The organism is Ensifer sp. ENS03, from assembly GCF_014852035.1.
Lineage (GTDB): Bacteria > Pseudomonadota > Alphaproteobacteria > Rhizobiales > Rhizobiaceae > Ensifer > Ensifer adhaerens.
Window position 1 is genome coordinate 719,215 of the sequence record NZ_JACVAV010000003.1, and the last position, 23,419, is coordinate 742,633.

Annotated in this window: 23 protein-coding genes; 17 read left to right on the forward strand and 6 right to left on the reverse strand. The window is 63.9% G+C overall.

Annotation, left to right across the window (positions count from 1 at the left end):
* The 5 genes from ddpC to IB263_RS16090 all read left to right on the forward strand — a co-directional run bounded on the left by ddpC (position 1) and on the right by IB263_RS16090 (position 5,811).
* Positions 1 to 909 carry a D,D-dipeptide ABC transporter permease gene (gene ddpC, locus IB263_RS16070; RefSeq protein ID WP_060520890.1) on the forward strand — a complete coding sequence of 303 codons (909 nt, stop codon included), beginning with the start codon at positions 1 to 3 and terminating at the stop codon, positions 907 to 909.
* Complete coding sequence (locus IB263_RS16075) at positions 906 to 1,931, forward strand: ABC transporter ATP-binding protein (RefSeq protein ID WP_082584699.1); 1,026 nt, start codon at positions 906 to 908, stop codon at positions 1,929 to 1,931. Before ddpC ends, IB263_RS16075 begins: the two co-directional genes overlap by 4 nt.
* Positions 1,928 to 2,920 carry an oligopeptide/dipeptide ABC transporter ATP-binding protein gene (locus tag IB263_RS16080; protein ID WP_060644737.1) on the forward strand — a complete coding sequence of 331 codons (993 nt, stop codon included), beginning with the start codon at positions 1,928 to 1,930 and terminating at the stop codon, positions 2,918 to 2,920. The genes IB263_RS16075 and IB263_RS16080 overlap by 4 nt, the downstream gene beginning before the upstream one ends.
* Positions 2,921 to 3,309: 389 nt before the next feature.
* Complete coding sequence (locus tag IB263_RS16085; protein ID WP_060584563.1) at positions 3,310 to 4,134, forward strand: creatininase family protein; 825 nt, start codon at positions 3,310 to 3,312, stop codon at positions 4,132 to 4,134.
* Positions 4,135 to 4,191: 57 nt separating this feature from the next.
* Complete coding sequence (locus IB263_RS16090) at positions 4,192 to 5,811, forward strand: ABC transporter substrate-binding protein (protein ID WP_082566483.1); 1,620 nt, start codon at positions 4,192 to 4,194, stop codon at positions 5,809 to 5,811.
* Positions 5,812 to 6,172: 361 nt separating this feature from the next.
* On the opposite strand, the gene IB263_RS16095 is transcribed toward IB263_RS16090, so the two are convergent.
* The 3 genes from IB263_RS16095 to IB263_RS16105 all read right to left on the reverse strand — a co-directional run bounded on the left by IB263_RS16095 (position 6,173) and on the right by IB263_RS16105 (position 7,927).
* Positions 6,173 to 6,427 carry an outer membrane protein gene (locus tag IB263_RS16095; RefSeq protein ID WP_370689631.1) on the reverse strand — a complete coding sequence of 85 codons (255 nt, stop codon included), beginning with the start codon at positions 6,425 to 6,427 and terminating at the stop codon, positions 6,173 to 6,175.
* Positions 6,367 to 6,783, reverse strand: a complete 417-nt coding sequence (locus IB263_RS16100) for a hypothetical protein (protein WP_060609958.1) — start codon at positions 6,781 to 6,783, stop codon at positions 6,367 to 6,369. Before IB263_RS16100 ends, IB263_RS16095 begins: the two co-directional genes overlap by 61 nt.
* A 97-nt stretch (positions 6,784 to 6,880) precedes the next feature.
* Entirely contained in the window at positions 6,881 to 7,927 is a 1,047-nt protein-coding gene (locus IB263_RS16105) for an ATP-binding protein (RefSeq protein ID WP_063894980.1), read from the reverse strand.
* A 506-nt stretch (positions 7,928 to 8,433) separates the two neighbouring features.
* On the opposite strand from IB263_RS16105, the gene IB263_RS16110 reads away from it, so the two are divergent.
* From IB263_RS16110 to IB263_RS16135, 6 genes are all read left to right on the forward strand, one after another.
* Positions 8,434 to 9,270 (forward strand): MurR/RpiR family transcriptional regulator, encoded by an 837-nt coding sequence (locus tag IB263_RS16110; RefSeq protein ID WP_063891251.1) that lies wholly within the window; start codon positions 8,434 to 8,436, stop codon positions 9,268 to 9,270.
* A gap of 130 nt (positions 9,271 to 9,400) precedes the next feature.
* The gene (locus tag IB263_RS16115) at positions 9,401 to 10,522 is read left to right on the forward strand and encodes an ABC transporter substrate-binding protein (RefSeq protein ID WP_060529786.1); all 1,122 of its coding nucleotides are present in this window, start codon (positions 9,401 to 9,403) and stop codon (positions 10,520 to 10,522) included.
* A gap of 62 nt (positions 10,523 to 10,584) precedes the next feature.
* The gene (locus IB263_RS16120) at positions 10,585 to 12,330 is read left to right on the forward strand and encodes an iron ABC transporter permease (RefSeq protein ID WP_060529787.1); all 1,746 of its coding nucleotides are present in this window, start codon (positions 10,585 to 10,587) and stop codon (positions 12,328 to 12,330) included.
* Positions 12,327 to 13,427: an ABC transporter ATP-binding protein gene (locus tag IB263_RS16125; protein ID WP_034801810.1), complete on the forward strand. Its 1,101-nt coding sequence runs from the start codon at positions 12,327 to 12,329 to the stop codon at positions 13,425 to 13,427. The genes IB263_RS16120 and IB263_RS16125 overlap by 4 nt, the downstream gene beginning before the upstream one ends.
* Positions 13,424 to 14,029 (forward strand): histidine phosphatase family protein, encoded by a 606-nt coding sequence (locus tag IB263_RS16130; RefSeq protein ID WP_034801808.1) that lies wholly within the window; start codon positions 13,424 to 13,426, stop codon positions 14,027 to 14,029. Before IB263_RS16125 ends, IB263_RS16130 begins: the two co-directional genes overlap by 4 nt.
* Positions 14,030 to 14,051: 22 nt before the next feature.
* Positions 14,052 to 15,737 carry a Na/Pi cotransporter family protein gene (locus IB263_RS16135; RefSeq protein ID WP_060529789.1) on the forward strand — a complete coding sequence of 562 codons (1,686 nt, stop codon included), beginning with the start codon at positions 14,052 to 14,054 and terminating at the stop codon, positions 15,735 to 15,737.
* Positions 15,738 to 15,769: 32 nt separating this feature from the next.
* On the opposite strand, the gene pcaQ is transcribed toward IB263_RS16135, so the two are convergent.
* A complete protein-coding gene (gene pcaQ, locus IB263_RS16140; RefSeq protein WP_034801846.1) occupies positions 15,770 to 16,696 on the reverse strand; it encodes a pca operon transcription factor PcaQ in 927 nt (308 codons plus the stop codon).
* 93 nt (positions 16,697 to 16,789) lie between these two features.
* Between pcaQ and pcaD the strand changes: the two genes are divergently transcribed.
* The 5 genes from pcaD to IB263_RS16165 all read left to right on the forward strand — a co-directional run bounded on the left by pcaD (position 16,790) and on the right by IB263_RS16165 (position 20,536).
* Positions 16,790 to 17,602: a 3-oxoadipate enol-lactonase gene (gene pcaD, locus IB263_RS16145; RefSeq protein ID WP_060529790.1), complete on the forward strand. Its 813-nt coding sequence runs from the start codon at positions 16,790 to 16,792 to the stop codon at positions 17,600 to 17,602.
* The gene (gene pcaC / locus IB263_RS16150) at positions 17,595 to 17,999 is read left to right on the forward strand and encodes a 4-carboxymuconolactone decarboxylase (RefSeq protein ID WP_060609944.1); all 405 of its coding nucleotides are present in this window, start codon (positions 17,595 to 17,597) and stop codon (positions 17,997 to 17,999) included. Before pcaD ends, pcaC begins: the two co-directional genes overlap by 8 nt.
* 12 nt (positions 18,000 to 18,011) lie before the next feature.
* On the forward strand, positions 18,012 to 18,761 hold the full coding sequence (gene pcaH / locus IB263_RS16155; RefSeq protein ID WP_060609941.1) for a protocatechuate 3,4-dioxygenase subunit beta: 750 nt from the start codon (positions 18,012 to 18,014) through the stop codon (positions 18,759 to 18,761).
* A complete protein-coding gene (gene pcaG / locus IB263_RS16160; RefSeq protein ID WP_060609939.1) occupies positions 18,761 to 19,375 on the forward strand; it encodes a protocatechuate 3,4-dioxygenase subunit alpha in 615 nt (204 codons plus the stop codon). The genes pcaH and pcaG overlap by 1 nt, the downstream gene beginning before the upstream one ends.
* A 105-nt stretch (positions 19,376 to 19,480) precedes the next feature.
* Positions 19,481 to 20,536 (forward strand): 3-carboxy-cis,cis-muconate cycloisomerase, encoded by a 1,056-nt coding sequence (locus tag IB263_RS16165; RefSeq protein ID WP_060520905.1) that lies wholly within the window; start codon positions 19,481 to 19,483, stop codon positions 20,534 to 20,536.
* Positions 20,537 to 20,557: 21 nt separating this feature from the next.
* On the opposite strand, the gene IB263_RS16170 is transcribed toward IB263_RS16165, so the two are convergent.
* Positions 20,558 to 21,295, reverse strand: coding sequence for a FadR/GntR family transcriptional regulator (locus tag IB263_RS16170; RefSeq protein ID WP_060529792.1), 738 nt, complete (start codon positions 21,293 to 21,295; stop codon positions 20,558 to 20,560).
* 108 nt (positions 21,296 to 21,403) lie between these two features.
* Positions 21,404 to 22,192 (reverse strand): NAD(P)-dependent oxidoreductase, encoded by a 789-nt coding sequence (locus IB263_RS16175; RefSeq protein WP_113136430.1) that lies wholly within the window; start codon positions 22,190 to 22,192, stop codon positions 21,404 to 21,406.
* 299 nt (positions 22,193 to 22,491) lie between these two features.
* On the opposite strand from IB263_RS16175, the gene kdgD reads away from it, so the two are divergent.
* Positions 22,492 to 23,403, forward strand: coding sequence for a 5-dehydro-4-deoxyglucarate dehydratase (kdgD, locus tag IB263_RS16180; RefSeq protein WP_113554898.1), 912 nt, complete (start codon positions 22,492 to 22,494; stop codon positions 23,401 to 23,403).
* Positions 23,404 to 23,419 lie beyond the last annotated feature (16 nt).

The window sequence follows — 23,419 nt, forward strand, 5'->3', positions numbered from 1 at the left end:
ATGTCCGCCGTCATGCCGACAGAGCCTGCCGCGTCGAATGCAGCAATGCGCAGGACCAAGTCCTTTTCCGAGCGGCTGCGCTATTTCTGGTACCTCAGCCGCCGCAGCCCGCTGACGCTGGTCGGCGTCGCGATCATCCTGCTTGTCCTCGTGATGATCGTCGCCGCACCCGTGATCGCGCCCTACAATCCGGACAAGGTGTCGCTGACGGCGCGCCTGTTGCCACCGAGTGCGGCGCACTGGTTCGGCACCGACGAGGTCGGCCGCGACCTGTTCTCGCGCGTGATCTTTGGGGCAAGGGCTTCCTGCGGCGCCGCCTTCATGATCGTCCTGATCTCGATGTCGGTCGGGGTGCTGATCGGCTGCTTCTCGGGCGTCGTCGGCGGTCGGGTCGATACCGCCATCATGCGGCTGATGGATGTCGTGCTCGCCCTGCCGGCGCTGGTGCTCGCCATGGCGCTGGCCGCGGCTCTTGGCCCAAGCCTGTTCAATTCGATGCTGGCGGTCGCGATCGTACGCATCCCCGCCTATGTGCGCCTCGCCCGCGGCCAGACGCTGTCGCTGCGCGAGCAGGTCTTCGTCAAGGCGTCGCGCACCTTTGGCGCCTCGCCGTTCTACATCCTGCGCTGGCATATCCTGCCAAACGCCATGTCGCCGATCATCGTCCAGGCGACCCTCGATCTCGGCGGCGTCGTGCTGATTGCAGCCGCCCTCAGCTTCATCGGCCTCGGCGCGCAGCCGCCGACCGCCGAATGGGGCGCGCTCGTCAGCAGCGGCCGCAGCTACATGCTCGACCAATGGTGGTACGCGACCTTCCCGGGCCTGGCGATCCTGATCACGGCCATGGGGTGCAATCTCGTCGGCGACGGCATACGCGATATGCTCGACCCGCGCTTGAGGGGCAGATGATGACGATGGGAACGGCAGAACCACGCGGCCAGGCGCTGGCCATCAACAATCTCTCGCTGGAGTTTCCAACCTTCAGCGGCGCCGTCAAAGCGCTCGACGATGTCACGATCAGCGTCGGCAAGGCCGAGATTGTCGGTATTGTCGGCGAATCCGGCTGCGGCAAGTCGGTGACGACGATGGCGGCAACGGGGCTCCTGCCCAAGGGACGCTACCGCATCACCGGTGGCACCGTCAGGCTCTTTGGCCACAGCACGCTTTCCATGGACGACAATCAGTTGCAGGACCTGCGCGGCAAGGTGGTCTCGACCATCTTCCAGGAACCGATGAACGCGCTGAACCCGACGATCCGTATCGGCAAGCAGCTGACCGACGTCATCATGCGCCACGAGGAAATAGGTCTCGCCGAGGCAAGGCGCGTGGCGCGGGACATTCTTGCCGACATGCTGATCGGCGAACCAGAGCGGGTCATGAACCTCTATCCGTTCGAACTCTCCGGCGGCATGCGGCAGCGGGTGCTGATCGCCATGGCGTTTTCCTGCAACCCCGGCCTGATCATCGCCGACGAACCGACGACTGCACTCGATGTTACCGTGCAGGCGGTGATCCTGCGGTTGATCCAGAACCGGGCGCGCCGGACAGGCACGTCAGTCATCTTCATCTCGCACAATGTCGCCGTCGTCTCGCAGCTCTGCGATCGGCTCTACGTGATGTATGCCGGGCGGATCGTCGAGCACGGCGCGACGCGGACGGTCCTTGAAACGCCGCAGCATCCCTATACCCAGGCGCTGTTGCGCTGCCTGCCGGAGCGGGTCGCGCCGAAGCAGGAACTCGAAGCGATCCCTGGTGCTGTGCCGAACCTTCTCCACCCACCGGCGGGTTGCTACTTCCAGCCGCGATGCAAGGAAGCAGTCGAACAATGTCGAACCCAGTCTCCGCAACTGGTGGGGGCCAGCGGCCAGCAGGTCGCCTGCTGGCGTCGCGGTGCGGCGACCGAACTCGTAGAGCAGGGAGGCCGGCAATGACCGAAGGCGTTGGTACGATAGCGCGGCCGGTGCTCGAGGTTTCCGACCTTCATGTCCGCTTCCCGGCCTCCCGCAACTGGTTGGGGCGGCCCACGTCTTATGTGCATGCGGTCAATGGCGTGACCCTTGAGGTCGGCGCCGGCAAGAGCCTCGGCATCGTCGGCGAGTCAGGCTGCGGCAAGAGCACGCTTGCCCAGGCGATCATCGGGCTTGCGCCTTTTGAACAGGGCAGGGTGGCGATCGACGGCGAGGATTTTCAGAAGGCTCAGGGCAAACAAAAGCGCGCCTTGCGGCAGAAGATGCAGATCGTCTTTCAGGATCCGCAATCCTCGCTCGACCGGCGCCTGCCGGTCTGGCGGCTGATCAGCGAGCCGCTGCACATTCGCGGTGGGCACAGCAGGGCCGAACTGCATGAGAAGGCCGAGGAACTGGCCGTCGCCGTCGGGCTGAGGCCGGAACACCTCGATCGCCTGCCGCACGAGTTTTCAGGCGGCCAGCGCCAGCGCATCGCCATTGCCCGCGCGATCAGCACGGACCCGGAGCTGCTGGTGCTGGACGAGCCGACATCGGCGCTCGACGTCTCGGTACAGGCGCAGATCATCAATCTGCTCTTGAAGCTGCAGCGAGAGCGCGGGCTCACCTATCTCCTGATTTCGCACGACGTCGCGCTGGTGCGCCATTTCTGCGACGACGTCGCGGTGATGTATCTCGGCCAGATCGTCGAATCCGGCCCGGCCGACGAAGTGTTGCGCAATCCCCGCCATCCCTACACGCAGACGCTTCTGGCGGCTGCGCCGAGCTTCGAGAGCCCGCTGCCGGATATTGCCCAGGTGCGTGCGGGCGAGCTTCCCAACAACCGCCATCTGCCGGACGGCTGCTTCTACAAGCAGAGGTGCGACCGGATTGGCGGCGGCTGCGAGGCGGGCCAGGTGCTGCGGCGCCTGAGCGAGAGCGCCCGCCATGTCAGGTGTCACCTGGCGCAGACGTGAAAGCGCAGACGACGCGCCAGATCCGCGCCCGCCGGCCCAGCCGCCGGAACGGCGCGGTGCGGCCTGTGCCATTTGATGCGCAATTTCGATAGTTTGAGAAATATAATTTTCTTATAGGAAAAATAATTTGATTGATATTTCCGACTGTGCAAATTTGTAGCCGCCGCCATCGGGCGGCGCTTGCCAATCGGGACCGCCTTTTCGCGACCCCGCCGCTTGCCGGAGATGAGATTGACTGACCCAACGCTGCTCGACGCCTTTCGTCAGCCTGCGGCAATCGGATGGGCGCGCGGTGACCCTGCGGGTCGATGCCCGCGGACGCCAGACGGCGCGTGTCGCCGGCGAGGCGGCGAACAGAATTTGCTTTGATGACATGAAAGAGGCCTGACATGACCAAGGAAGTTGAATGGGCGCGCATGACCGCGCCGAGCCTGCGCGAAATTGCCGGCAAGCCGGGGGCGCTTGCAATCCTGCCGATCGGCTCGCTGGAGCAGCACGGCCCGCACCTGCCCGTCATCACCGACACCGCGAGCGCATCGGCAGCCGCGATCCGCGCTGCCCGGCTGGTGGCCGACGACATTCCGGTCGCCGTCCTTCCGGGCTTGTGGACTGGCATGAGCGAACATCACCTGCCCTTCGGCGGCACGATCACGCTCGATTACGATACGCTGAGCCGCGTCCTCCGCTGCATCGTCCGCTCGCTGAAGACGCTCGGCTTCCAGCGCCTGTTCATTGTCAATGGTCACGGCGGCAACATGGATCCGCTGGCGGTCGCCGTGCGCGAACTGGCGGTCGAGTTCGCCATGCCGATCGTCGCGACGACGCCGTGGATGCTGGCGACGGAGGAGGCATCAAAAATCTTCGAAGTCGACACCGGCGCCCACCATGCCTGCGAAGGTGAGGCCTCTGTCATGCTGGCGATCGTGCCGGACGCGGTAAAGACCGAGATGTTCGGTCAGGCTTTCGGTAACCAGCAGCACCCTGTCGACGTCCCGGCGGACGTGTCGCGCTTCTATTCCTTCTCCGAGCGCGCGCCGGTTACCGGTACCTGGGGCGATCCGCGCAGCGCAACGGCTGCAAAGGGCGAGCGTTTCCTCGATCTTCAGGCGAGCGAACTGGTGAAGCTGATCCGCAACGACGTGCTCTGGACCACGCCGGATTCGGTCTGGACCCCCGGCCGCGGGCTCGGCACCACGGCCGGCAGGGCCGAATGATCCTTCCGGCGCCATCGGCCGGCACTCGCATTCCATTCCTTTAGGGAGGACAGACCAATGAACGTGAAATTCGCGCGGACGCGCAACACCCTTGTAACGCTCTTCGCTGCCACCATGCTTTCAGGCGCCGCGCTGACGCCGGCCATGGCAAAGACGCTCGTCTATTGCTCGGAAGGCGCGCCGGAAGGCTTCGACGCGGCACTGTACTCGGCTAACAGCACCTGGGACGCGTCGGCCGAGACGGTCTATGACCGCCTCACAGAATTCGAGCCCGGCACCACCAATGTCGTCCCGGGCCTTGCCGAAAGCTGGACCATTTCCGCCGACAATCTCGAATACACGTTGAAACTGCGCGCGGGCGTGAAGTTCCAGACGACGGACGATTTCACGCCGACGCGTGATTTCAATGCAGACGACGTGCTCTTCACCTTCAACCGGCAGATGGACAAGGACGATCCGTGGCATAGCTATTTCGCCGGCGCGAACTGGGAAATGTTCAACGCGATGGAGATGCCGGCGGCAATCAAGGAGATCGTCAAGGTCGATGACAGGACCGTCAAGTTCGTACTGAACCAGCCGGATGCGTCGCTGCCGTCGAAGCTCGCGCTGAACTTCGGCTCGATCGTGTCGAAGGAATATGCCGACAAGCTGGCGGCAGACGGGCGGCGCGAGGACCTCGACCGCAAGCCGGTCGGCACCGGACCGTTCCGCTTTGTCGACTACCAGCAGGACGCGGCGATCCGCTTTGCCGCCAACGCCGACTATTGGGATGGCGCGCCGAAGATCGACAATCTCATCTTCGCGATCACCACCGACCCGACCACTCGCATGCAGAAGCTTCAGGCGGGCGAGTGCCATATCGCTCCGTATCCGGCACCGGCCGATATCGCCAAGCTAAAGGCAAATCCGGACCTCAACGTCATGGAGCAACCGGGCCTCAACGTTTCCTATCTGGCGATGAACACCCTGGTGGCGCCATTCGACAAGCTGGAGGTGCGCCGCGCCATCAACATGGCGATCGACCGCAAGGCGATCGTCGAGTCCGTCTATCAGGGCATGGGCCAGATGGCCAAGAGCGTCCTGCCGCCGACGATGTGGGGCTATAACGGCGGGATCGAGGGCTATGGCTACGATCCCGAAGCGGCCAAGAAGGTTCTCGACGAGGCCGGCGTCAAGGATCTGAAGATGAAGATCTGGGCAATGCCCGTCAGCCGCCCCTATATGCCGAATGCCCGCCGCGCCGCGGAACTGATGCAGGCGGATCTTGCCAAGGTCGGCATCGGTGTCGAGATCGTCTCCTACGAATGGGGCGAATACCTCAAGAAGTCGCGGGACAAGGCGCGCGACGGCGCCATCATCCTCGGCGGCACGAGCGACAATGGCGACCCCGACAACCTGCTCAGCTACTTCTTCAGCTGCTCAGGCGTCGGTGGCAGCAACAATGCCAACTGGTGCTACAAGCCGCTGGATGAGATCTTCCAGAAGGCCCGCGCCAGCTCGGACCAGGGCGAGCGGACGAAGCTCTACGAAGAGGCCCAGGCGATCATCAGCGATCAGGCGCCCTGGGTTCCGATCGCACATTCCACCGTCGTGCTGCCGATGTCGAAAAAGGTGAAGAACTACGTGATGGAGCCTCTGGGCTCGCATCGCTTCGACAAGGTCGACATCGAGGAGTAACTCACCCGATCCGGGCTGGGCGCGAGCTCGATTTTCTCGCGTGACTTAGGCGGGCGTTCGTCCCGTCCCGCCCGAGGCGCTGGAGATTTCACTCTCCAGTGGTCCCCGGGGGCGGGTGAACGACCGCGACAATGCCCGGCTGGCGGCGGCCAACGGCAGGGCGTTGATCGGCCTGTTCCAGTGACTACATCTTGCAACTCCCCAGTGTGGAGCGCAGCGGATAAAGAGCCGTGCGCCCTGTACGGAACCGCGGAATACCCGAAGCGAGGAAGTCTGCGCCTGCCGAGGCGCCGCCGGTTGGTGAAGTGTTGCTGCTCGCCCGACCGGTGCTAGGGGGACAGTAGAACCGGGCGTGTCGAGATCAGAAGCGGAAGTTCAGGCCCGTCTTGATCGCGTGATTGACCAGATTGTTCGAGCCCTTCACGCCACCGATCGTGGAGTCCACGCCGTTGAAGCGGGTCTGGGTATATTCGACCTTGCCGGAGATGTTTTCGGTAAATCCCATTTCTGCGCCCGCACCATAGGTCCAGCCCGTGTGCCAGCGATCGCGTGAGGTTACGGTGCCCTTGCCCTCGAAGCGGGCGGTGGTGACGCCCACCGTGCCGTAAAGCAACACGTTGTCGAGTGCGTAGCCCGCCTTGGCCCTGGCGTACCGCTCCAGGTCTGCTGCAAGGCGCCGCCTTTGCCAACCTGGTACTGTAAGCCGCCGGCGCGCGCCGCCTCGATCTCACCACCGACCACGAAATCGCCGAACTGTTGATTGTAGCCGACCTGGACGCCGCCGTTGATCTTGTTCTTGCTGCCCTTCTGGTTCGAGGAGCCGGTGCCGATGTGGCCGCCCGCATAGGCCCCCGTCCAACGATCCACATTGGCAAAGTCGACGCCCGAATTGTTGAAATCAGCGGCCTGTGCGGTCGAAGCGGTTGCGGCAACGGTCAGAGCAAGCGCGGCCGTCTTGAAGTTGAGTGTCATCGATCGTTTCCTTTATTGTCGCGGGCCGGCCCGGCCCGTTCAATGCTATCGGTTTGCCTCATCTGCTTGCAGGTTTCGCGCAGAGTTCATCCGGTTTTCATGGAGAGAGTACGCTTTGCGAGCCTCTGCTCCCGCAGTCTGTCGGCAAGGCGATTTCGAAGGTCATGCCGCCGAACTCGTTTCGCTTCGCGCTGGCCGAACCTCCATGGGCCTCGGCGATCGCGCGAACCACCGACAGGCCGAGACCGCTGCCGCCGCTCGCCCGGGATCGGGAGTCATCCGCGCGCCAGAACCGATCAAACGCGTGCTCGATGTCGACGTCGGACATACCAGGGCCGGAATCCTGGCATTGGAAGATTGCCTCCGAACCTCTCATCTTCGCCACGATGGAGAGCCGGCTTCCGGACGCATAGCGGGTGGCATTGTGCATGATCGCAAGCAAGGCCTGTCGCACTTTGCCGCGATCAAGCATCATCGGCGCCCGACTGAGGTTGAGCGATACCGGCATCCCGGCCTTGTCGAACTCGCCGAGCATCGCGGCTACGGCGGTCTCGACCTCTTCGCCCATGTCGCCTGGCTCCAACCGGAGCTCCAGCCGCCCTACATTCGAGAGCGCCAGGATGCGGAGATCCTCGACGATGCCGGTCAGGTGATCGATCTGACCGATCAAGCCATCGTAAAGCTCGGTGGTTGGCTTGAAGACGCCGTCGCGCATTCCCTGCAGGCGGCCCCGCAGCACCGTCAGCGGCGTTCGCAGCTCATGGGCAATGGCGTTGTTCTGGTACTGCAACTCCTTCTCTGCGTTCTCCAGCAGTTCAGCCATCCGGTTGAAATGGTCGATCACATCGTCGACCTCCCCCAGTCGTCTTGATCGAACGGGCACGCGGGTGGAGAAATTTCCCATCGCGATCGCCTTTGCGGCATCGCGGATGAGCACCAGTGCGTTCACGATCCGGTGGCTGAGGCGACCGCCGATGATCGCAGCGATGATGAGGCTGACGGTGAGCACTGCGGCCATAACCAGGAGCTCGACCAGGGTGACCGGCTCGAGGACCGCGTCGGGGTGCGTCAGATAGAGGACGTACATGTAAATGAACGATCCCGACGTCAGCACCCCAATGGTGGCCGTCACCGCCAGAAACATGTGTTTCGTCAGAAGCCAGCTGAAGCCTCCGATCGCCCATTCCCGTTTCCTGGGACGGCTGCCCGGGGTTGGGCCGAAGGTAAGGTCTGTCGTTTGGGGATCGCTCATGGTGGTTCTCGGAGTTTCTCTGCAATCAGCGGTGCAACCGGCAGGCACAGGATTCGTTGAGGCCGTGTGTGGGTTGCGTGGAGAGAGCGCCGAAATCGGAGGAGCAATCGTTCGAGGGACTTAGCTTGTCCGGCGCAATCACGGCCGGCGGCATCGGTTTGCGGTGCTTTGCAAAGAATCTGTTGGGCAAATGCACAGGTTGCAGGTTGTCCTGCATGGAGCACGCGCAGGTAGGTTTGTTGGGGCGTCTAGCCGGTAACCTGCAGGGCCGGGACCCCATCTACAGACAGGAGGCATCACCCATTGCAGACCCTTGCAAAGATTCTTGCATTGCCATTATTGACGGCACGGAAAATTGCAGGAACGATGGATCCTGCAAATGAACTTGCGGGGACGTCATGACGATACTCGATCGCATTAAGACGCATTCCAGGCGGCTTACCGATGCGGATCAGAAGCTGATCACCACCATGCTGGAAAACCGGGCGGAGGCCGCGTTCCTGTCGGGCCCGCAGCTTTCCCAGCGCGCTTCCGTTCATGAGGCCACCGCCACCCGGCTGGCGCAGAAGCTCGGCTACAAGGGCTTTCCGGACCTTCGCGCGCAGCTGCAGCGCGAGGTGCTGGACGATCAGGACGCGGCCAACCGCATGCGCCGCTCGGTCTCGAAGGTCGAGCATGGCGACTACCTGACCGATCTGATTGCGGCCGAGATCAGCGCGCTCGAAACGCTCGCCCGGTCCGTCGAGCAGACGGATATCGACAGGGCCGCGGACATGATTTTTTCCGCACGTCGCGTCTTCATCTTCGGGCAGGGGCATGCGCAATCCGTGGCCGGCTTCCTGCAGCGTCGCCTCGATCGCTTCGGCATGACCACGATCCAGCTGACGGGGCGCGGCCGGGACATCGCCGAGCGCTTGGTCAGCATGGAGGCAGGCGACCTCATCGTGGCGCTTGCCTTTCGCAAACAGCCGCAAAGCTACGCCCCGCTGATGCGGCATGCGACACGGGTCGGTGCGCCCTCGATCCTCGTTTCCGATCTGGTCGGGCCGCTGATGGAGCCCGCTGCCGATCTGATGCTTGCAGCGCCGAGGGGACGCTCGGGCAGCGAATTTCAGACACCGACGATCCCGTTTGCGATCGTCAACGCCATCGTGCTGACGATCGCCGGCCGCCACCAGGGGCAGGTGATCGGCAGGCTGGAGAAGCTGTCGGAGTTGTTCAACGACTTCGACTAGAGCGCCTGCGTTCACAGGAACGCACAAAGGACGTTCTAATACTTTGATTCTAGAGCATCTTTCCGCCCGCAAGTGATCCCACTTGAAGGCAGGATGCTCTAGCGGGGAACTATAAAGGGAGGAGAACGAAATGCTGAAAAAACTGACCAGTGCCGCACTTGCCGCATGCTTCGCACTGCCATCCTTGACGATGGCGTCCGATCTCGACGGGCTGACGCCGCAGCAACTGCTGCCGCTCGCACAGAAGGAGGGAAGCGTTACAGTCTTCTCGTTGTCGAGCCGCATAGCCAAGATCGAGAAGGCCTTCGAAGAGACCTATCCGGGCATCGACCTCATCGGCCTCGACATGAGTTCGACCAAGCAGATCGCGCGTGTCGAAGCGGAGCAACAGGCCGGCGTGCATGCTGTCGACGTGCTCTATATTGCAGACACACCTGTCGTGTTCACCAAGCTTCTGGAGGGGAAGCGGATCGTGAACTATGTGCCGCCGCGGGTCGCGAACGAACTGGAGGATCGCTACAAGGCGCCGCTCCTGACCCAGCGCCTCTCCACCAAGGTGCTGATGTACAACGAGAAGGCTTTTCCTGATGGTTCGCCCGTCAGCAATCTCTGGCAGCTCACCCAACCGGAATGGCAGGGGCGGGTGCTGATGGTCGACCCGAGCCAGCGTGGCGAACTGCTCGATCTCCTGACCGAGATCGCGCTGCATCCGGACGAAATGGCCGCCGCCTACAAGGCGCATTTCGGCAAGGATATCGAAGTTGAAGGTGATCTTCAGGGCGCCGGTGAGCAGTTCATCAAGGACCTCTTCGCCAACGACCTGATCCTGGTTCCCAACAGCGACGTGCTCAACAAGTCAGTGGGTGACGTCAACGCCAAGAGCCCGCCGGTCGGTTTCGGCACCTATTCCGACCGTCGTGACAACGAGAAGGAGGGCTGGGCGCTGCAGATCGCCAACAATGTCGAGCCGGCCAACGGCATCCTGTTTCCGGCGGTACTGACGGTCGCCGACAAGGCGCCGCATCCGGCGGCCGCTCGGTTGCTGATCGACTTCATGTTCGGCGACGATACGCCGACCGGCGGGGCGGGCTTCGAGCCCTTCAACGTTCCCGGCGACTACGCGACCCGCAAGACCATCGCCCACCATCCGGACTCGGTGAAGCTCGATGACTTAAAGGCCTGGACGATCGACCCGGCAAAGACGGCCGCCGCGCGCGGGCGCATTGCCGACCTGATCATCACGCTCCAGTAACGGAAACCGTCTGTCGGCACGCTTTTCCAAAAACGCGTGCCGACAGACGCCGAGGCTCTGACATGACATCCCTATCAATATCCGCACCATCGGGCAGCCGGCTGCTCCGATCGGGCTTCCTCTTGCCGGCAATTCTCGTCGCCATCGTCGCGATCCTGGTCGTCGCTCCGCTCTTGCGCATCCTCTTCACGACGCTGACGCCTGAGGGCATCGCGGCCTGGAAGGCCGTGCTCGCCAGCCCGCTCTCGGCCAACCTCTGGTGGCGGCCGCTCCTCAATACCATGATCCTCGGCTTCAGCGTCGGCGCCGGCTGCCTGCTCATCGGCGGCTTCCTTGCCTGGCTTGTGGTGCTGACGGACGTGCCGGGCCGCCGCTTCCTCGGCCTGATGGCGTCGCTGCCCTACATGATCCCGAGCTTTGCCGCAGCCCTTGCCTGGGGCACGCTGTTTCGCAACTCGCGTCTCGGCGGTTCGGCCGGCTTCTTCGAGACCAGCGGCCTTGCCATTCCCGACTGGCTCGCCTGGGGGCTCATCCCGACGGCGATCGTGCTGATCGCGCACTATTATTCGCTCGCCTATACGATCATCGCCGCGGCCTTGAGTTCGGTCGGCGCCGATCTCGTCGAGGCAGGCCAGATGGCCGGCGCCAAGCGCCCGCGCATCTTCTTCGGCATCATCCTGCCGGTGGTCACGCCGGCGCTGATTGCCGCGGCATCGCTGACCTTCGCCGGTGCCGTCGCCAATTTCGCGGCACCCGCTTTGCTCGGCCTGCCGGTGCGGATGCAGACGCTTTCTACCCGTCTCTTCGGCATGATCGAGACCGGGCAGAACGAACGCGGCTTCGTGCTTGCGCTGCTGCTCATTGCAGTGTCGGCACTGTTCCTGTGGCTCTCCGATCGTATCGTCTCCGGTCGCAAGGCCTTCATCACGGTGACCGGCAAAGGCGGGCGGACCAAACGCTTCCCGCTTGGCGCCTGGCGCTGGCCACTCTTTGCCATCGCCGTCATCATCGGGTTTCTGACCACGGTGCTGCCGGTCCTCGTGCTGGCCGCGTCGAGCCTGGCACCGCAGAGCGGCGCGCTGTTTTCCAACTGGACGCTGCACTTCTGGATCGGCGAAGGTGGCGGCGAGATGGCGCAGGGGCAGGCGGGTATCTTCCGCAATCCGGTGCTGATCGACGCGATCTGGAACACGATCCGTCTCGGGCTGGTCGTCGCCTTCACCACGATGCTGCTCGGTCTTGGGCTGGCCTATACCATCGTCCAGCGCCGCGGCAGCCTGCTCGCGACGCTGCTGAGCCAGCTTGCTTTCCTGCCGCTTCTGGTGCCGAGCATCGCCTTTGCCGCGGCCTATATCGCGCTCTTCGGCGCGCCGATCGGGCCGCTGCCTTCGCTCTACGGCACCTTCGCCCTGCTGGTCATCGCGGCATCGGCGCACAATCTGCCCTTTGCCGTGCAGTCGGGGCGGTCGGTGCTGGGCCAGATCTCCGCCGACATCGAGGAAAGCGCCCGGCTGACGGGTGCGGGACTGATCCGTCGCCTGTTCGCGATCATCTTTCCCCTCGCGATCCGGGGCCTCTTTGCCGGCGCGATCCTCGTCTTCGTCAAGATGGTGCGGGATCTCTCGCTGGTCGTGCTGCTGTTCACCGCCACCTCGCCGGTCTTGAGCATGGTCGCCTATCGCTATGCTGCGGAAGGCTTCCTGCAGTTCGCCAATGCCATCACCCTCGTCATCCTCGTCGTCTGCCTGGCTGCCTCCTTCGTGGCCCACAGCCTGCAGAACCGTGTCCAGAAATGGAAAGCACCATGAATGCTTTAGCAACCGGCACTGCGGACGCCATCAAGATCCGCAGCCTCGTCAAACGCTTTGGCGCCTTTACCGCCGTCAAGGACGTCAACATCTCGGTACCGGCGGGATCCTTTCTCGTGCTCGTCGGCCCCTCGGGCTGCGGCAAGTCGACCCTTCTGCGCATGCTGGCCGGGCTTGAAAGCCCGAGCGAAGGCGAAATCGCCTTCGTCGGGCAGACCGTATCGAGCGGCGCGGGCGGCGTCATTGCCGACGCCGGCAAGCGCAACGCCGGGCTCGTGTTCCAGAGCTATGCGCTCTGGCCGCACATGACGGTCGCCGGCAACATCGCCTGGCCGCTGAAGGTCGCCAGATGGCCGCGCGACAAGCGCGAGCAGCGTGTGCGGGAAGTGCTTTCGCTTCTCGGCATCGACACGCTTGCCGAACGGTATCCGGCCGAGATCTCCGGCGGCCAGCAGCAGCGCGTGGCGATCGCCCGCACGATCGCGCCACAGCCGAGCATTCTTTTGTTCGACGAGCCGCTGTCGAACCTCGATGCCAAGCTGCGCATCGAGATGCGCAGCGAGCTGATGCGCATCCACCGGGCGACGGGGGCGACATCGGTCTACGTCACGCACGACCAGGTCGAGGCGATGACCATGGCGACCCATGTCGCCGTGCTCAACAACGGCCGCGTCGAACAGTTTGGCAAGCCGATCGATCTCCTGCGCAATCCGCAGACCACCTTCGTCGCGACCTTCCTCGGCACGCCGCCGGCAAACCTGATACCGGTGCACCGCGCCGGCGACGGCCTCGTCTTCGGCGATATGGTGCTAGCGCCGGCTTCCGTGGCGGCCGGCCGCGACGATGCGCAACTGCTCTTCCGTGCCGAAGACGTCAGCGTCGGCGCGGTCGCCGGAGCACCGTCGCTTATGGCCCGCTTTGCCGAAGCAGCACCGATCGCGGGCCGAACCATGGTGACCGCCATGGTCGGCGACCTGCGCGTTACGGCCATGGCCGACAGCTACTTCACCGCCACACCGGGGGAGCCGATCCCCCTTTCCTTCATTCGCACCCCCGATGCGGTTTTCGCCGCCACCGGAGAAAGGATCCAACAATGAGGCTCATCCTCATGCGCCACGGCGAAACCCAGTGGAACGCCGAACAACGCCTCCAGGGACAGGACAACTCGCTCCTGTCCGAGCGCGGGGTCGCGCAGGTGAGGCGGTTCCGCCCCTACGCCAAGGCATTGAAGCCGGTTCGCATTATCGCCTCCGATCTCGGCCGCACCCGGCAGACGGTCGCCCTCATCGGTCACCCGGACGCGCCGACCGACGAGCGCTTCCGTGAATTGGACATGGGCGAATGGACGGGACGGCGCAAGCCGGATCTCATCGCCGAGCGGCCGGAAGAATATGCCGCATGGCGCGCCGGTACGTTCACGCCGGCCAACGGCGAAACCTGGGGCGCCTTTCGCGGCCGCGTGGCCGAAGGTGTGCATGACTGGATGTCGCGCACCGAAGGGGACCTGCTCGTGGTTGCCCATGGCGGCGTGGTGCGCGCCGCCTGCCACGAATTCCTCGATCTTCCCCCGTCGCGCGTCGTCCCCGTCACGCCGGGGACGGCGACCATCCTGCATTTCCCGCGGCGCGGCAGCATGACCGCGCAGCTGGAGGGCTACAACATCGGATCTGTCGCACCCGACGACTTCGTCGCCGACTGATACTTGCGGCGAGGGGCATGAGATGAACTCCGGAACATTCGTTATCCTGGAACTTCTGGGTGGCGTGGCGCTGCTTCTGTGGGGCGTTCGCATGGTGCGCACTGGCGTCATGCGCGGCTGGGGCGACCGGCTGCAGCGCTTTGTCGAAGAACGCCTGTCGAACCGGCTTACCGCCTTCGGTGGCGGGGTCCTTGCGACCGCCGTGCTCGGCAGCGCCACGGCCATGGCGCTGATCGTTGCCGGGCTTGCAGGCGCCGGTGCGATTTCGGCCCAGACCGGGCTCGCCGTCCTGCTCGGGGCGGATATCGGCTCCGCGCTCGTCTCCGGCCTCTTTGCCTCCGGCTCGTCGCTTGCCGGCGTGCTCGCTCCGCTGTTTCTCCTGACCGGATACATCGCATTCAGCGTATCCGGCGAATTCCGACCGCGTAACGCCGGCCGCATCCTGATGGGCCTCGGGCTGATGCTGATGGCCTTGAAGGTGATCGTGTCGGCGACCGCGCCACTGCGCGAAGCCACGCTTTTCCACGATGTCCTGCAGGCGGTCGCGACGGAGCCCGTGCTTGGCTTCCTCGTCGGTGCAATGCTTGCATGGCTGTTCCACTCGACGCTTGCCGTCATCCTGCTCGTCGCCTCGCTCCTGATGAACGGCAGCCTCGAAGTCGCCGGCGCCGTCCCGCTTATCCTCGGAATCAATTTCGGCGGCGGACTTCCGGCGGTCAGCGCCACGCTCGACCAGCCGCCATCTGCCCGCAAGCTGCCGGTCGCCAATCTCTTCTGCCGCGGGCTTCTGGCCGTGTCGCTGCTGCCCTTCGCGCGGCAGATCGTCGATATTGCCGGCCGTCTACCCACCGATCCGTTGCATGTCGCGGTCGGTCTTCACGTCACCTTCAACCTGGTCGTTGCGGCCGTGTTCCTGCCGCTGTCGTCGTTCGTCGTGAACCTTGTGGAACGGCTTGTCCCGCCAGCGCCGGTCGTTGGCGATCCCTTGACGTCTCCGCGCTATCTCGACAGCATGTCGCTGGAGACGCCGGCAATCGCGCTCAGCAATGCAACGACCGAAACGATCCGCATGAGCGAATTGCTGGAGCGCATGTTCCGGATGGCGCTGACGTCGTTACAGGCCGGCAGGCTCGAAAATCTGAAGGAACTGCTGCCCGTGGATGCACGGCTCGGCAATTACATGGCGTCGGTGCACGCCTATCTCGGACAATTGACACAGGACGGGTTGCCGGCCGGAGAGACGAGCAGAGCCCATGAGATCATGTTGTTTGCGAGCAATCTCGAACATGCGGGCGACGTCATCAAGCTAAGCCTTGCCGATCGCATCAGGGCGAAAATCAAGCAGAACATTCAGTTCACCGTCAGCCAGCGTGCGGCGATCGAGGCGCTCTCGGAGGTGATCGTGGCCTCGTTGCGATTGTTGCCTGCGGCCCTCTCCTCCCGCGACGTCGCGGCCGCATCGCGGCTCGCGGCCCAAAAGGACCGCTTCCGTGAACTCGAAGATGAAATCGTGCGCCGGCATCTCGGCGGCGAGCATGTGGAGACGGCGGCCGGTGCGAGAGACAATGCCCTCTTCATCGACCTCGTGCGCGACCTCCACCGGATCAATTCCGATATCGCAGCCGCCGGTTATCCGCTGGTGCAGGCCGCAGGCCTGTTGAGCAGCAGCCGAATTCTCAACGTCGGAGCGGTTGCCGGTGCGAGATGATCGCAGAGGCGATGTCGATCGGCCAGGCGCTGCTAGAGCTTGGCTGAGACCGCTGTCGCCGCCTCTCGGATAGTCTGCATCAGCAGAGAAAGGGCGAGCGGCGGCACCGCGTCGGCGCGCATGGTCAGGCCAACAGGACCTTTCGTTTCGCTTGTGTCGATCGGCAGGATTGCGATCGTGCCATCGTCGACATCGGCGGCGACGACACCGGCGGAGATGATCCAGATCGCATCGCTCGCCCGCACGAAGGCCCGGCCGAAGGCGTCGGACACTGTCTCGATCTGGTTCGGCAGACTGGCAATACCATTTGTGATCAGGAAGCGCTCGACGAAGGGGCGGATGATCGAGGCGCGTGTCGGCATCAGGACCGGGAAGTCGGCGAGCCGCGCAAAGGTGGAATGGGCGCCGGCAAGCAGCGGATGTCCAGCCCTGACGGCAAAGACCACCTGTTCCGAGTAGAGATGCTCGAAGGAAAAGCCGGTCATCTTTTCCGGTGCCGCAAGCCGCCCGACGACCAGATCGAGATCGCCGACGCGCAGCTGTTCGAGGAGGACTGCATTCTCGCCGGTGACGATCTTGATGCGGGCGCCGGTCTCCTCCTTGAGAAACAGCGTCATGGCGTGCGGCATGATGCGTGTCGAGACGGTCGGCAGCGCTCCGATGCGGACCGGAACGCCGTCGCCGGACCGTTCCTGCGAGACCGAATCGAGCCCTTGCCGAAGCGCCGTCAGCGCCGCACCGGCGTGGCGCAGGAACACCTCGCCATAGCGTGTTATCTTGATGCCGCGCCCGTCGCGCTCGAAGACCGCGACGCCAAGCACCTCTTCGAGTTCGCGGATCGTCTTGGTCACGGCCGGCTGGCTGACATGCAGCAGCTCGGCCGCCTTCATCACGCTCTTCTGCCGGGAGACCTCGACAAATGTCTGTAGATGGCGAAACTTGACCCGGGCGTCGATCATGGAATTCATAACCCTCAAGTTAATGAAATGCCATGAAATATCATTTTACCTAACCAGATTAAATATCCAATTTGGTGGCGGAGGAGAGAGCCCGTGCAGTTTGCCCGTATCAACGACATTACGATCCACTATCAGGTGATCGGCGCCACCGGCGACCGGCCGGTGCTGGTTTTCGCCAATTCGCTCGGCACGGATTTTCGCATCTGGCGCGATGTCATCGTCCGTCTTGCCGGCGATTTTGCCATCGTCCTCTACGACAAACGCGGCCATGGCCTCTCGGATATCGGGCCCACACCCTATGCGATCGAGGACCATGCGAACGACCTTGCCGGCCTGCTCGACATGCTCTCGGTCAAGCAGGCGATCATCTGCGGCCTCTCGGTCGGCGGCCTGATTGCGCAGTCGCTCTACCAGCGACGGCCCGATCTGGTTCGGGCGCTCGTCCTTTGCGACACGGCGCACAAGATCGGCACGGCCGAGACCTGGGCCGCACGCATCGCGGCGGTAGAGGAACACGGCATCGAGGCGATTGCCGATAGCGTGCTCGAGCGCTGGTTCACGCCGGCGTTTCGCCGCCCGGAAAACATCGCCTATGCCGGCTATCGCAACATGCTCGTCCGTCAGCCTGTAACCGGATACGTCGCCACCTGCGCCGCCATCCGCGACGCCGACTATACCGAGGCGGCAGCCCGCATCGCCGTGCCGACGCTTTGCGTCGTCGGCGATCAGGACGGCTCGACGCCGCCGGATGTCGTGCTTGCCACCGCCCGCCTCATTCCCGGTGCGCGCTACGAAGTCATCCGCGATGCCGGTCACATTCCCTGCGTCGAAAACCCGGAAGCCTTGACCGCGGTGCTTCGCGCCTTCTTCGAAATTGCAATGCATGGAGACAGGACCCATGAGTGACGCTTCTGCGCCCTCCGATCGCTATCGCCAGGGCATGGCCACGCGCCGTGCGGTGCTCGGCGACAATCACGTGGATCGGACGCAGTCGGTTTCTACCGAATTCGACCGCCCCTTCCAGGAGCTGATCACCGAAGCGGCGTGGGGCCATGTCTGGTCGCGGCCGACCTGGACGACGCGTGAGCGCTCGATCGTGACGATCGCGTTGCTCGCAGCCCTCGGCCAGGACGACGAGGTTGCTATGCATGTGCGGGCGACCGCCAACACCGGTGCGACCCGCGAGGATATCTGCGAGGCGCTGCTGCACGTGGCGATCTATGCCGGCGTGCCAGCGGCCAACCACGCGATCAAGATCGCCAAGCAGGTCTTTGCCGAGATCGATGCCGGCACGGCGGCCTGACGGGAGGAAGCGATGTCCGACAGAACCAATGGAAAGCCGGAGACGGGCGCCTTTTTCCCACGCGACCGTGGATGGCATGCGCCGGCGCTGACGCCGGGCTACAAGACCTCGGTGCTGCGCTCGCCTCAAAAGGCGCTGCTTTCGTTCGACGGCACGATTTCGGAAATTACCGGCCCGGTCTTCGGGCATTCGGTCGTCGGCGAACTCGACAACGACCTCATCCACAATTTCGCCAAGCCCGGTGAGAGCGCCATTGGCGAACGCATCATCGTGCATGGCCGCGTGCTCGACGAGCGCGGTCGCGCCGTGCCTGGGGCGCTGCTCGAATTCTGGCAGGCCAATGCCGGCGGCCGCTACCGCCACAAGAAGGAAAGCTATCTCGCGCCGCTCGATCCGAACTTCGGCGGCTGCGGCCGCACGATAACCGACGCGGAAGGGGGCTACGCTTTCCGGACGATCAAGCCCGGCCCCTATCCCTGGCCGAACGGCGTCAATGACTGGCGCCCGGCGCATATCCATTTCTCGGTCTTCGGCCATGGTTTCGCGCAGCGGCTGATCACCCAGATGTATTTCGAGGGCGACCCGATGATCTGGAAGTGTCCGATCGTCAACACCATCCCGGACCGCCAGGCGGTAGAACAATTGATCGCCCCGCTCGACTGGGCAAACACCATTCCCTTCGACGCACGGGCCTACAAGTTCGATATCGTGCTGCGGGGACGCCGCTCGACACTGTTCGAGAACCGGCTGGAGGGCAACTGATGGTTCAGCAACTCGGCTACCTCAAGGAGACGCCCTCGCAAACGGCCGGGCCCTACGTGCATATCGGCCTCACCCCGAACTTCTGCGGCATCACCGGCGTCTACGAGGCTGACCTCGGATCGCGGATGGTGAACGCTGAGACGCGTGGCGAGCGCATTACTATCACCGGACGGGTGATCGACGGCGCCGGCGCGCCGTTGAAAGACGCACTCGTCGAGATCTGGCAGGCGGATGCCGCCGGGTTCTACAATTCGCCGACCGAGATACGCGGTGCTGCGGACGCAAACTTCACCGGCTGGGGGCGCTGTGCAACGGGCGCCGAAGACGGGGTCTTTTCCTTCGAGACCATCAAGCCGGGGCAGGTTCCCTACAGCCACGACCGGAGAATGGCGCCGCACATCACCTTCTGGATCGTCGCGCGGGGCATCAACATAGGGCTTCACACCCGCATGTATTTCCCGGACGAGGCGGCAGCCAACGCTGCCGATCCGCTGCTTGCGCGCATCGAACATCGCCATCGCGTCGCGACGCTTGTCGCGACCGGAACGGCGCCTAATTATGTCTTCGACATTCACCTGCAGGGTGAGAAGGAAACGGTCTTCCTCGACATCTGAACAGGAATGTCACGCCTGGACATGGAGTGCCGCATGGGCGGCATTCAGGGCAGCAGGTGGCATTTCGTTCGGCGAGCCGCATCCGCGACCAGAAACGGGGAAATCATGACCTATTCCGCCTTCGACCACCCTTATCTTTCCGGGTTGCTGGGGGATGAGGCGGTTGCCGCCGAGTTCTCGGCTTCCGCCGATATCCATGCGATGCTCGCCTTCGAGGCGGCGCTTGCGCGGGCCGAGGCCGTGCACGGCATCATTCCGGCCAAGGCTGCCGACCGGATCACCGAGGCGTGCCGCGCCTTTTCGCCCGACGTCAGCGCGCTGAGGCGGGCCGTGGCGGCCGACGGGGTGGTTGTTCCGGAACTCGTGCGACAGTTGCGATTGATCGTCGGCGGCGAGGCGGCAGACTATGTGCATTACGGCGCCACCAGCCAGGATGTCATCGACACCAGCCTGATGCTCAGGATGAAGGCGGTGGCCGAGCTTTTCGCCGTCCGGCTCGGCAACATCGTCACGGTGCTCGAGGAGTGCGACAACGAATGGGGCGAGCGCGGACTGATGGGGCGCACCCGTATGCAGGCGGCGATCCCGATCACCGTGTCGGACCGGCTGCGCAGCTGGATCGAGCCGCTGCTCGATCACAAGGACCGGCTGGAAGCCATGGATCGCGATCTCTTCGCCGTCCAGTTCGGCGGCGCCGCCGGGACGCTGGAGAAGCTCGGTGACCGGGCGGACGACGTGCGCGCGACGCTTGCCGAAGAACTCGATCTCGCCGACTTTCCGCAATGGCACAGCCAGCGCTCGGAGGTGGCGGACTTTGCCAATGCCCTGTCGCTGGTCACGGGCAGCCTCGGCAAGTTCGGCCAGGACATCGCCTTGATGGCGCAGCAGGGCGACGAGATCGAGCTTGCGGGTGGCGGCGGATCCTCGGCAATGCCGCACAAGCAGAACCCGGTGGCAGCCGAAGTTCTGGTGGCGCTCGCGCGGTTCAACGCGACCCAGCTTTCCGGCATGCACCATGCGCTGATCCACGAACAGGAGCGTTCCGGCGCCGCCTGGACGCTGGAATGGCTGATCATGCCGCAGATGGCTGGTGCGACGGCGGCAGCGCTTCGTCTGGCTGGCGAACTCGTGGGCAACATACGCCGGCTTGGCCGCGCCTGAGCGGGCTGGTGACGCGATCCCTCAGCGGGCCGCGCGCAACATCGAGCGGTAGCGCACCTGGCTGTTCTTGAGGTGCTGGCGCATGGCGCTGCGCGCCTGCTCCTCGTCTCCATCCTGGATGGCGATGAGGATCGCCTCGTGCTCGGCGATCAATCGCGACAGCTCCGCAGACGCCAGCACGGTTTCCTCGCCGCTCTCCGAAACCGCTCGGCGGGGAATGAGCGCCGTGCCGAGCATCTGCAGGAACTCGCTGAAGCGCGGGTTGTTGGTCGCCTGGGCGATCGCCAGATGGAAGTTGAAGTCGGCCTCCGCCGTCGGCCGCCCCTGCGCGGCGCTCTCGCAGAAACTGTCGAACGCTTCGGCGATCTTTTCTTCCTGGGCCGGCGAACGGCGAAGGGCGGCAAGCGCTGCGGCATCGCCTTCGACGGCGGTCCTCAGTTCCAGCATTTCGATCAGCGAAGAGACGCGCGCAAGATCGATGCCGTGGAACGGCAGCGGGGTCGAAGGCGCAGGCTCCAGCACGAAGACACCGATACCGTGCCGCGCCTCGACAAGCCCGCCGGAGCGCAGCGCCGCGATCGCTTCGCGCACGACCGTGCGGCTCACGCCGAATTCCTGCGTCAGCTGCGCTTCCGAAGGCAGGCGGTCGCCAGGCTTGTAATGCCCGGCGCCGATCTGGCCGCTGAGGGCGTCCGTTACCTTGGCCACCAGCGTCTTGCCTTGAGAGGCGGGGGGGTCGGAGGCGGTGACGTTGCTCATGGGAATGGCCGTTTCTGCGACTTGGGTGCTTTGTGTCTGGATACGCCATTGCCGATCAAGGGCGCAATCCATGGCTGGCTGCAATGCGCGGGAACCAAGGGTGATGTCTCAATAAATCGGATCATCGACGAAGGCGCCGCCCTGATAGCGCACGAGAGAGTCGCCCGGCTGCGGCGTGGGGGTGTTTTCGGCGACTTTCTGACGGAAAACTTCGGCATTGTCCTTCGGGCGCCAGCCGAGCCAGGAAACATGCGAATTGTCCCACCAGCCGGCGTCGTTGGCCGAGGCGCCCCAGATGACCGGGCAACCGAGAACCGGCACACGGAAGACGGCCTCCGTCAAGGATACGAAGTCGTCATGGGAAAACCAGGTGGAGAGCATGCGATAGTTGACGGGCTCGGGCAGGCAGGAGCCGATGCGGACCAGGGCGGTCTCCTGGCCGAACTTCTCGAAATACATGCGCGCCAGCGCTTCGCCGAAGCACTTCGACACGCCGTAGAGCCCGTCGGGCCGGTAGGGCGCGTTCGGGCCGAGCCGTTCGCCTTGCGGATAGTAGCCGATCGTGTGGTTGGTGCTGGCAAAGAGGATGCGTGGCTTGTTGTTGGCGCGCGCCGCCTCATAGAGATTGTAGAGGCCGAGAATATTGCCGTCGAGGATTTCCGAGAACGGACGTTCGACCGAAATGCCGCCCAGATGCACGATCGCATCGCATCCGACGACAAGCTCGTTGACGGCGCCCCGGTCGGCCAGGTCGCACTGAACGCATTCCTCGTTTTCACACGGCGGATCGAGCGGCGCGCGATCTGCTAGACGGATCGTCCTTGCCAATGGCGCCAGCCTTTCGCGCATGACGCGGCCCAATTGCCCCGCCGCGCCGGTGATCAGAAGTCGTTCCATCGCCTGTCCCCCCAAGCCGGTGCAGGCGCTCACCGCGATCGATGCGCCCACATATCATATGATATCCGCTAACATATAATACATCTCTATTGCAATGCTTTCGCGATGAGGCGATTTTGTTAAGGAGCGATCTCTTGGCGGCGTTTGGCGTCGAATTTCGGCCTTATGGCGTCACGTCGCTTTCGAAGTAAAAAAGGCGACCCACAGATCTTATATGATGACTTGTATTACGACATATTGACATGTGTGTGATGACTTGCTTAGTAGGCGCGTCGAGTTTTAGGGAGGACCCGCACGAAATGAACCCTGAGCAGATCAAGGCCGCGCTTGGATCGGGCCTGCTTTCGTTTCCGGTGACGCATTTCGATGCGGAGGGTCGGTTTGCGCCGGACAGCTATCGGGCGCATGTCGAGTGGCTGGCCGGCTACAAGGCCCCGGTTCTGTTTGCGGCCGGTGGCACCGGCGAGTTCTTTTCGCTGAAGCCGGACGAGATCCCCGGCATCGTCAGGGCGGCCAAGGACGTTTCCGGCGACACGGCGATCGTATCGGGCTGCGGCTATGGCACGGAGATGGCGGTCGACATCGCCCGTTCGGTCGAGCGCGTCGGTGCCGACGGCATCCTGCTTCTGCCGCACTATCTGATCGATGCGCCGCAGGAAGGGCTTTATGCCCATGTGAAGAAGATCTGCCAGTCGGTCGGCATCGGCGTCATGGTCTATAACCGCGACAACGCGGTGCTGCAGGCCGATACGCTCGCAAGGCTGTGCGACGAATGCCCGAACCTGATCGGCTTCAAGGATGGCACCGGCGACATCGGGCTGGTGCGCCAGGTCACCGCCAAGATGGGCGACCGGCTGATGTATCTCGGTGGCATGCCGACGGCGGAACTGTTTGCCGAGGCCTATCTCGGTGCCGGCTTCACCACCTATTCCTCGGCTGTCTTCAACTTCGTGCCGGGCCTTGCCAATGAGTTCTATGCCGCCCTTCGCGCCGGCGAGCGCGCCACCTGCGAGCGCATCCTCAACGACTTCTTCTATCCGTTCATGGCCATCCGCAACCGCGCCAAGGGCTATGCGGTGTCGGCGATCAAGGCCGGCGTGCGGCTGCAGGGTTTTGATGCCGGTCCGGTGCGTGCGCCGCTGAAAGACTTGACCGAGGAGGAAGTCGCCATGCTCGACGCGCTCATCGGTGCGAACAAGCGTCAGAAATGAGCGTTTTGCGAGGATA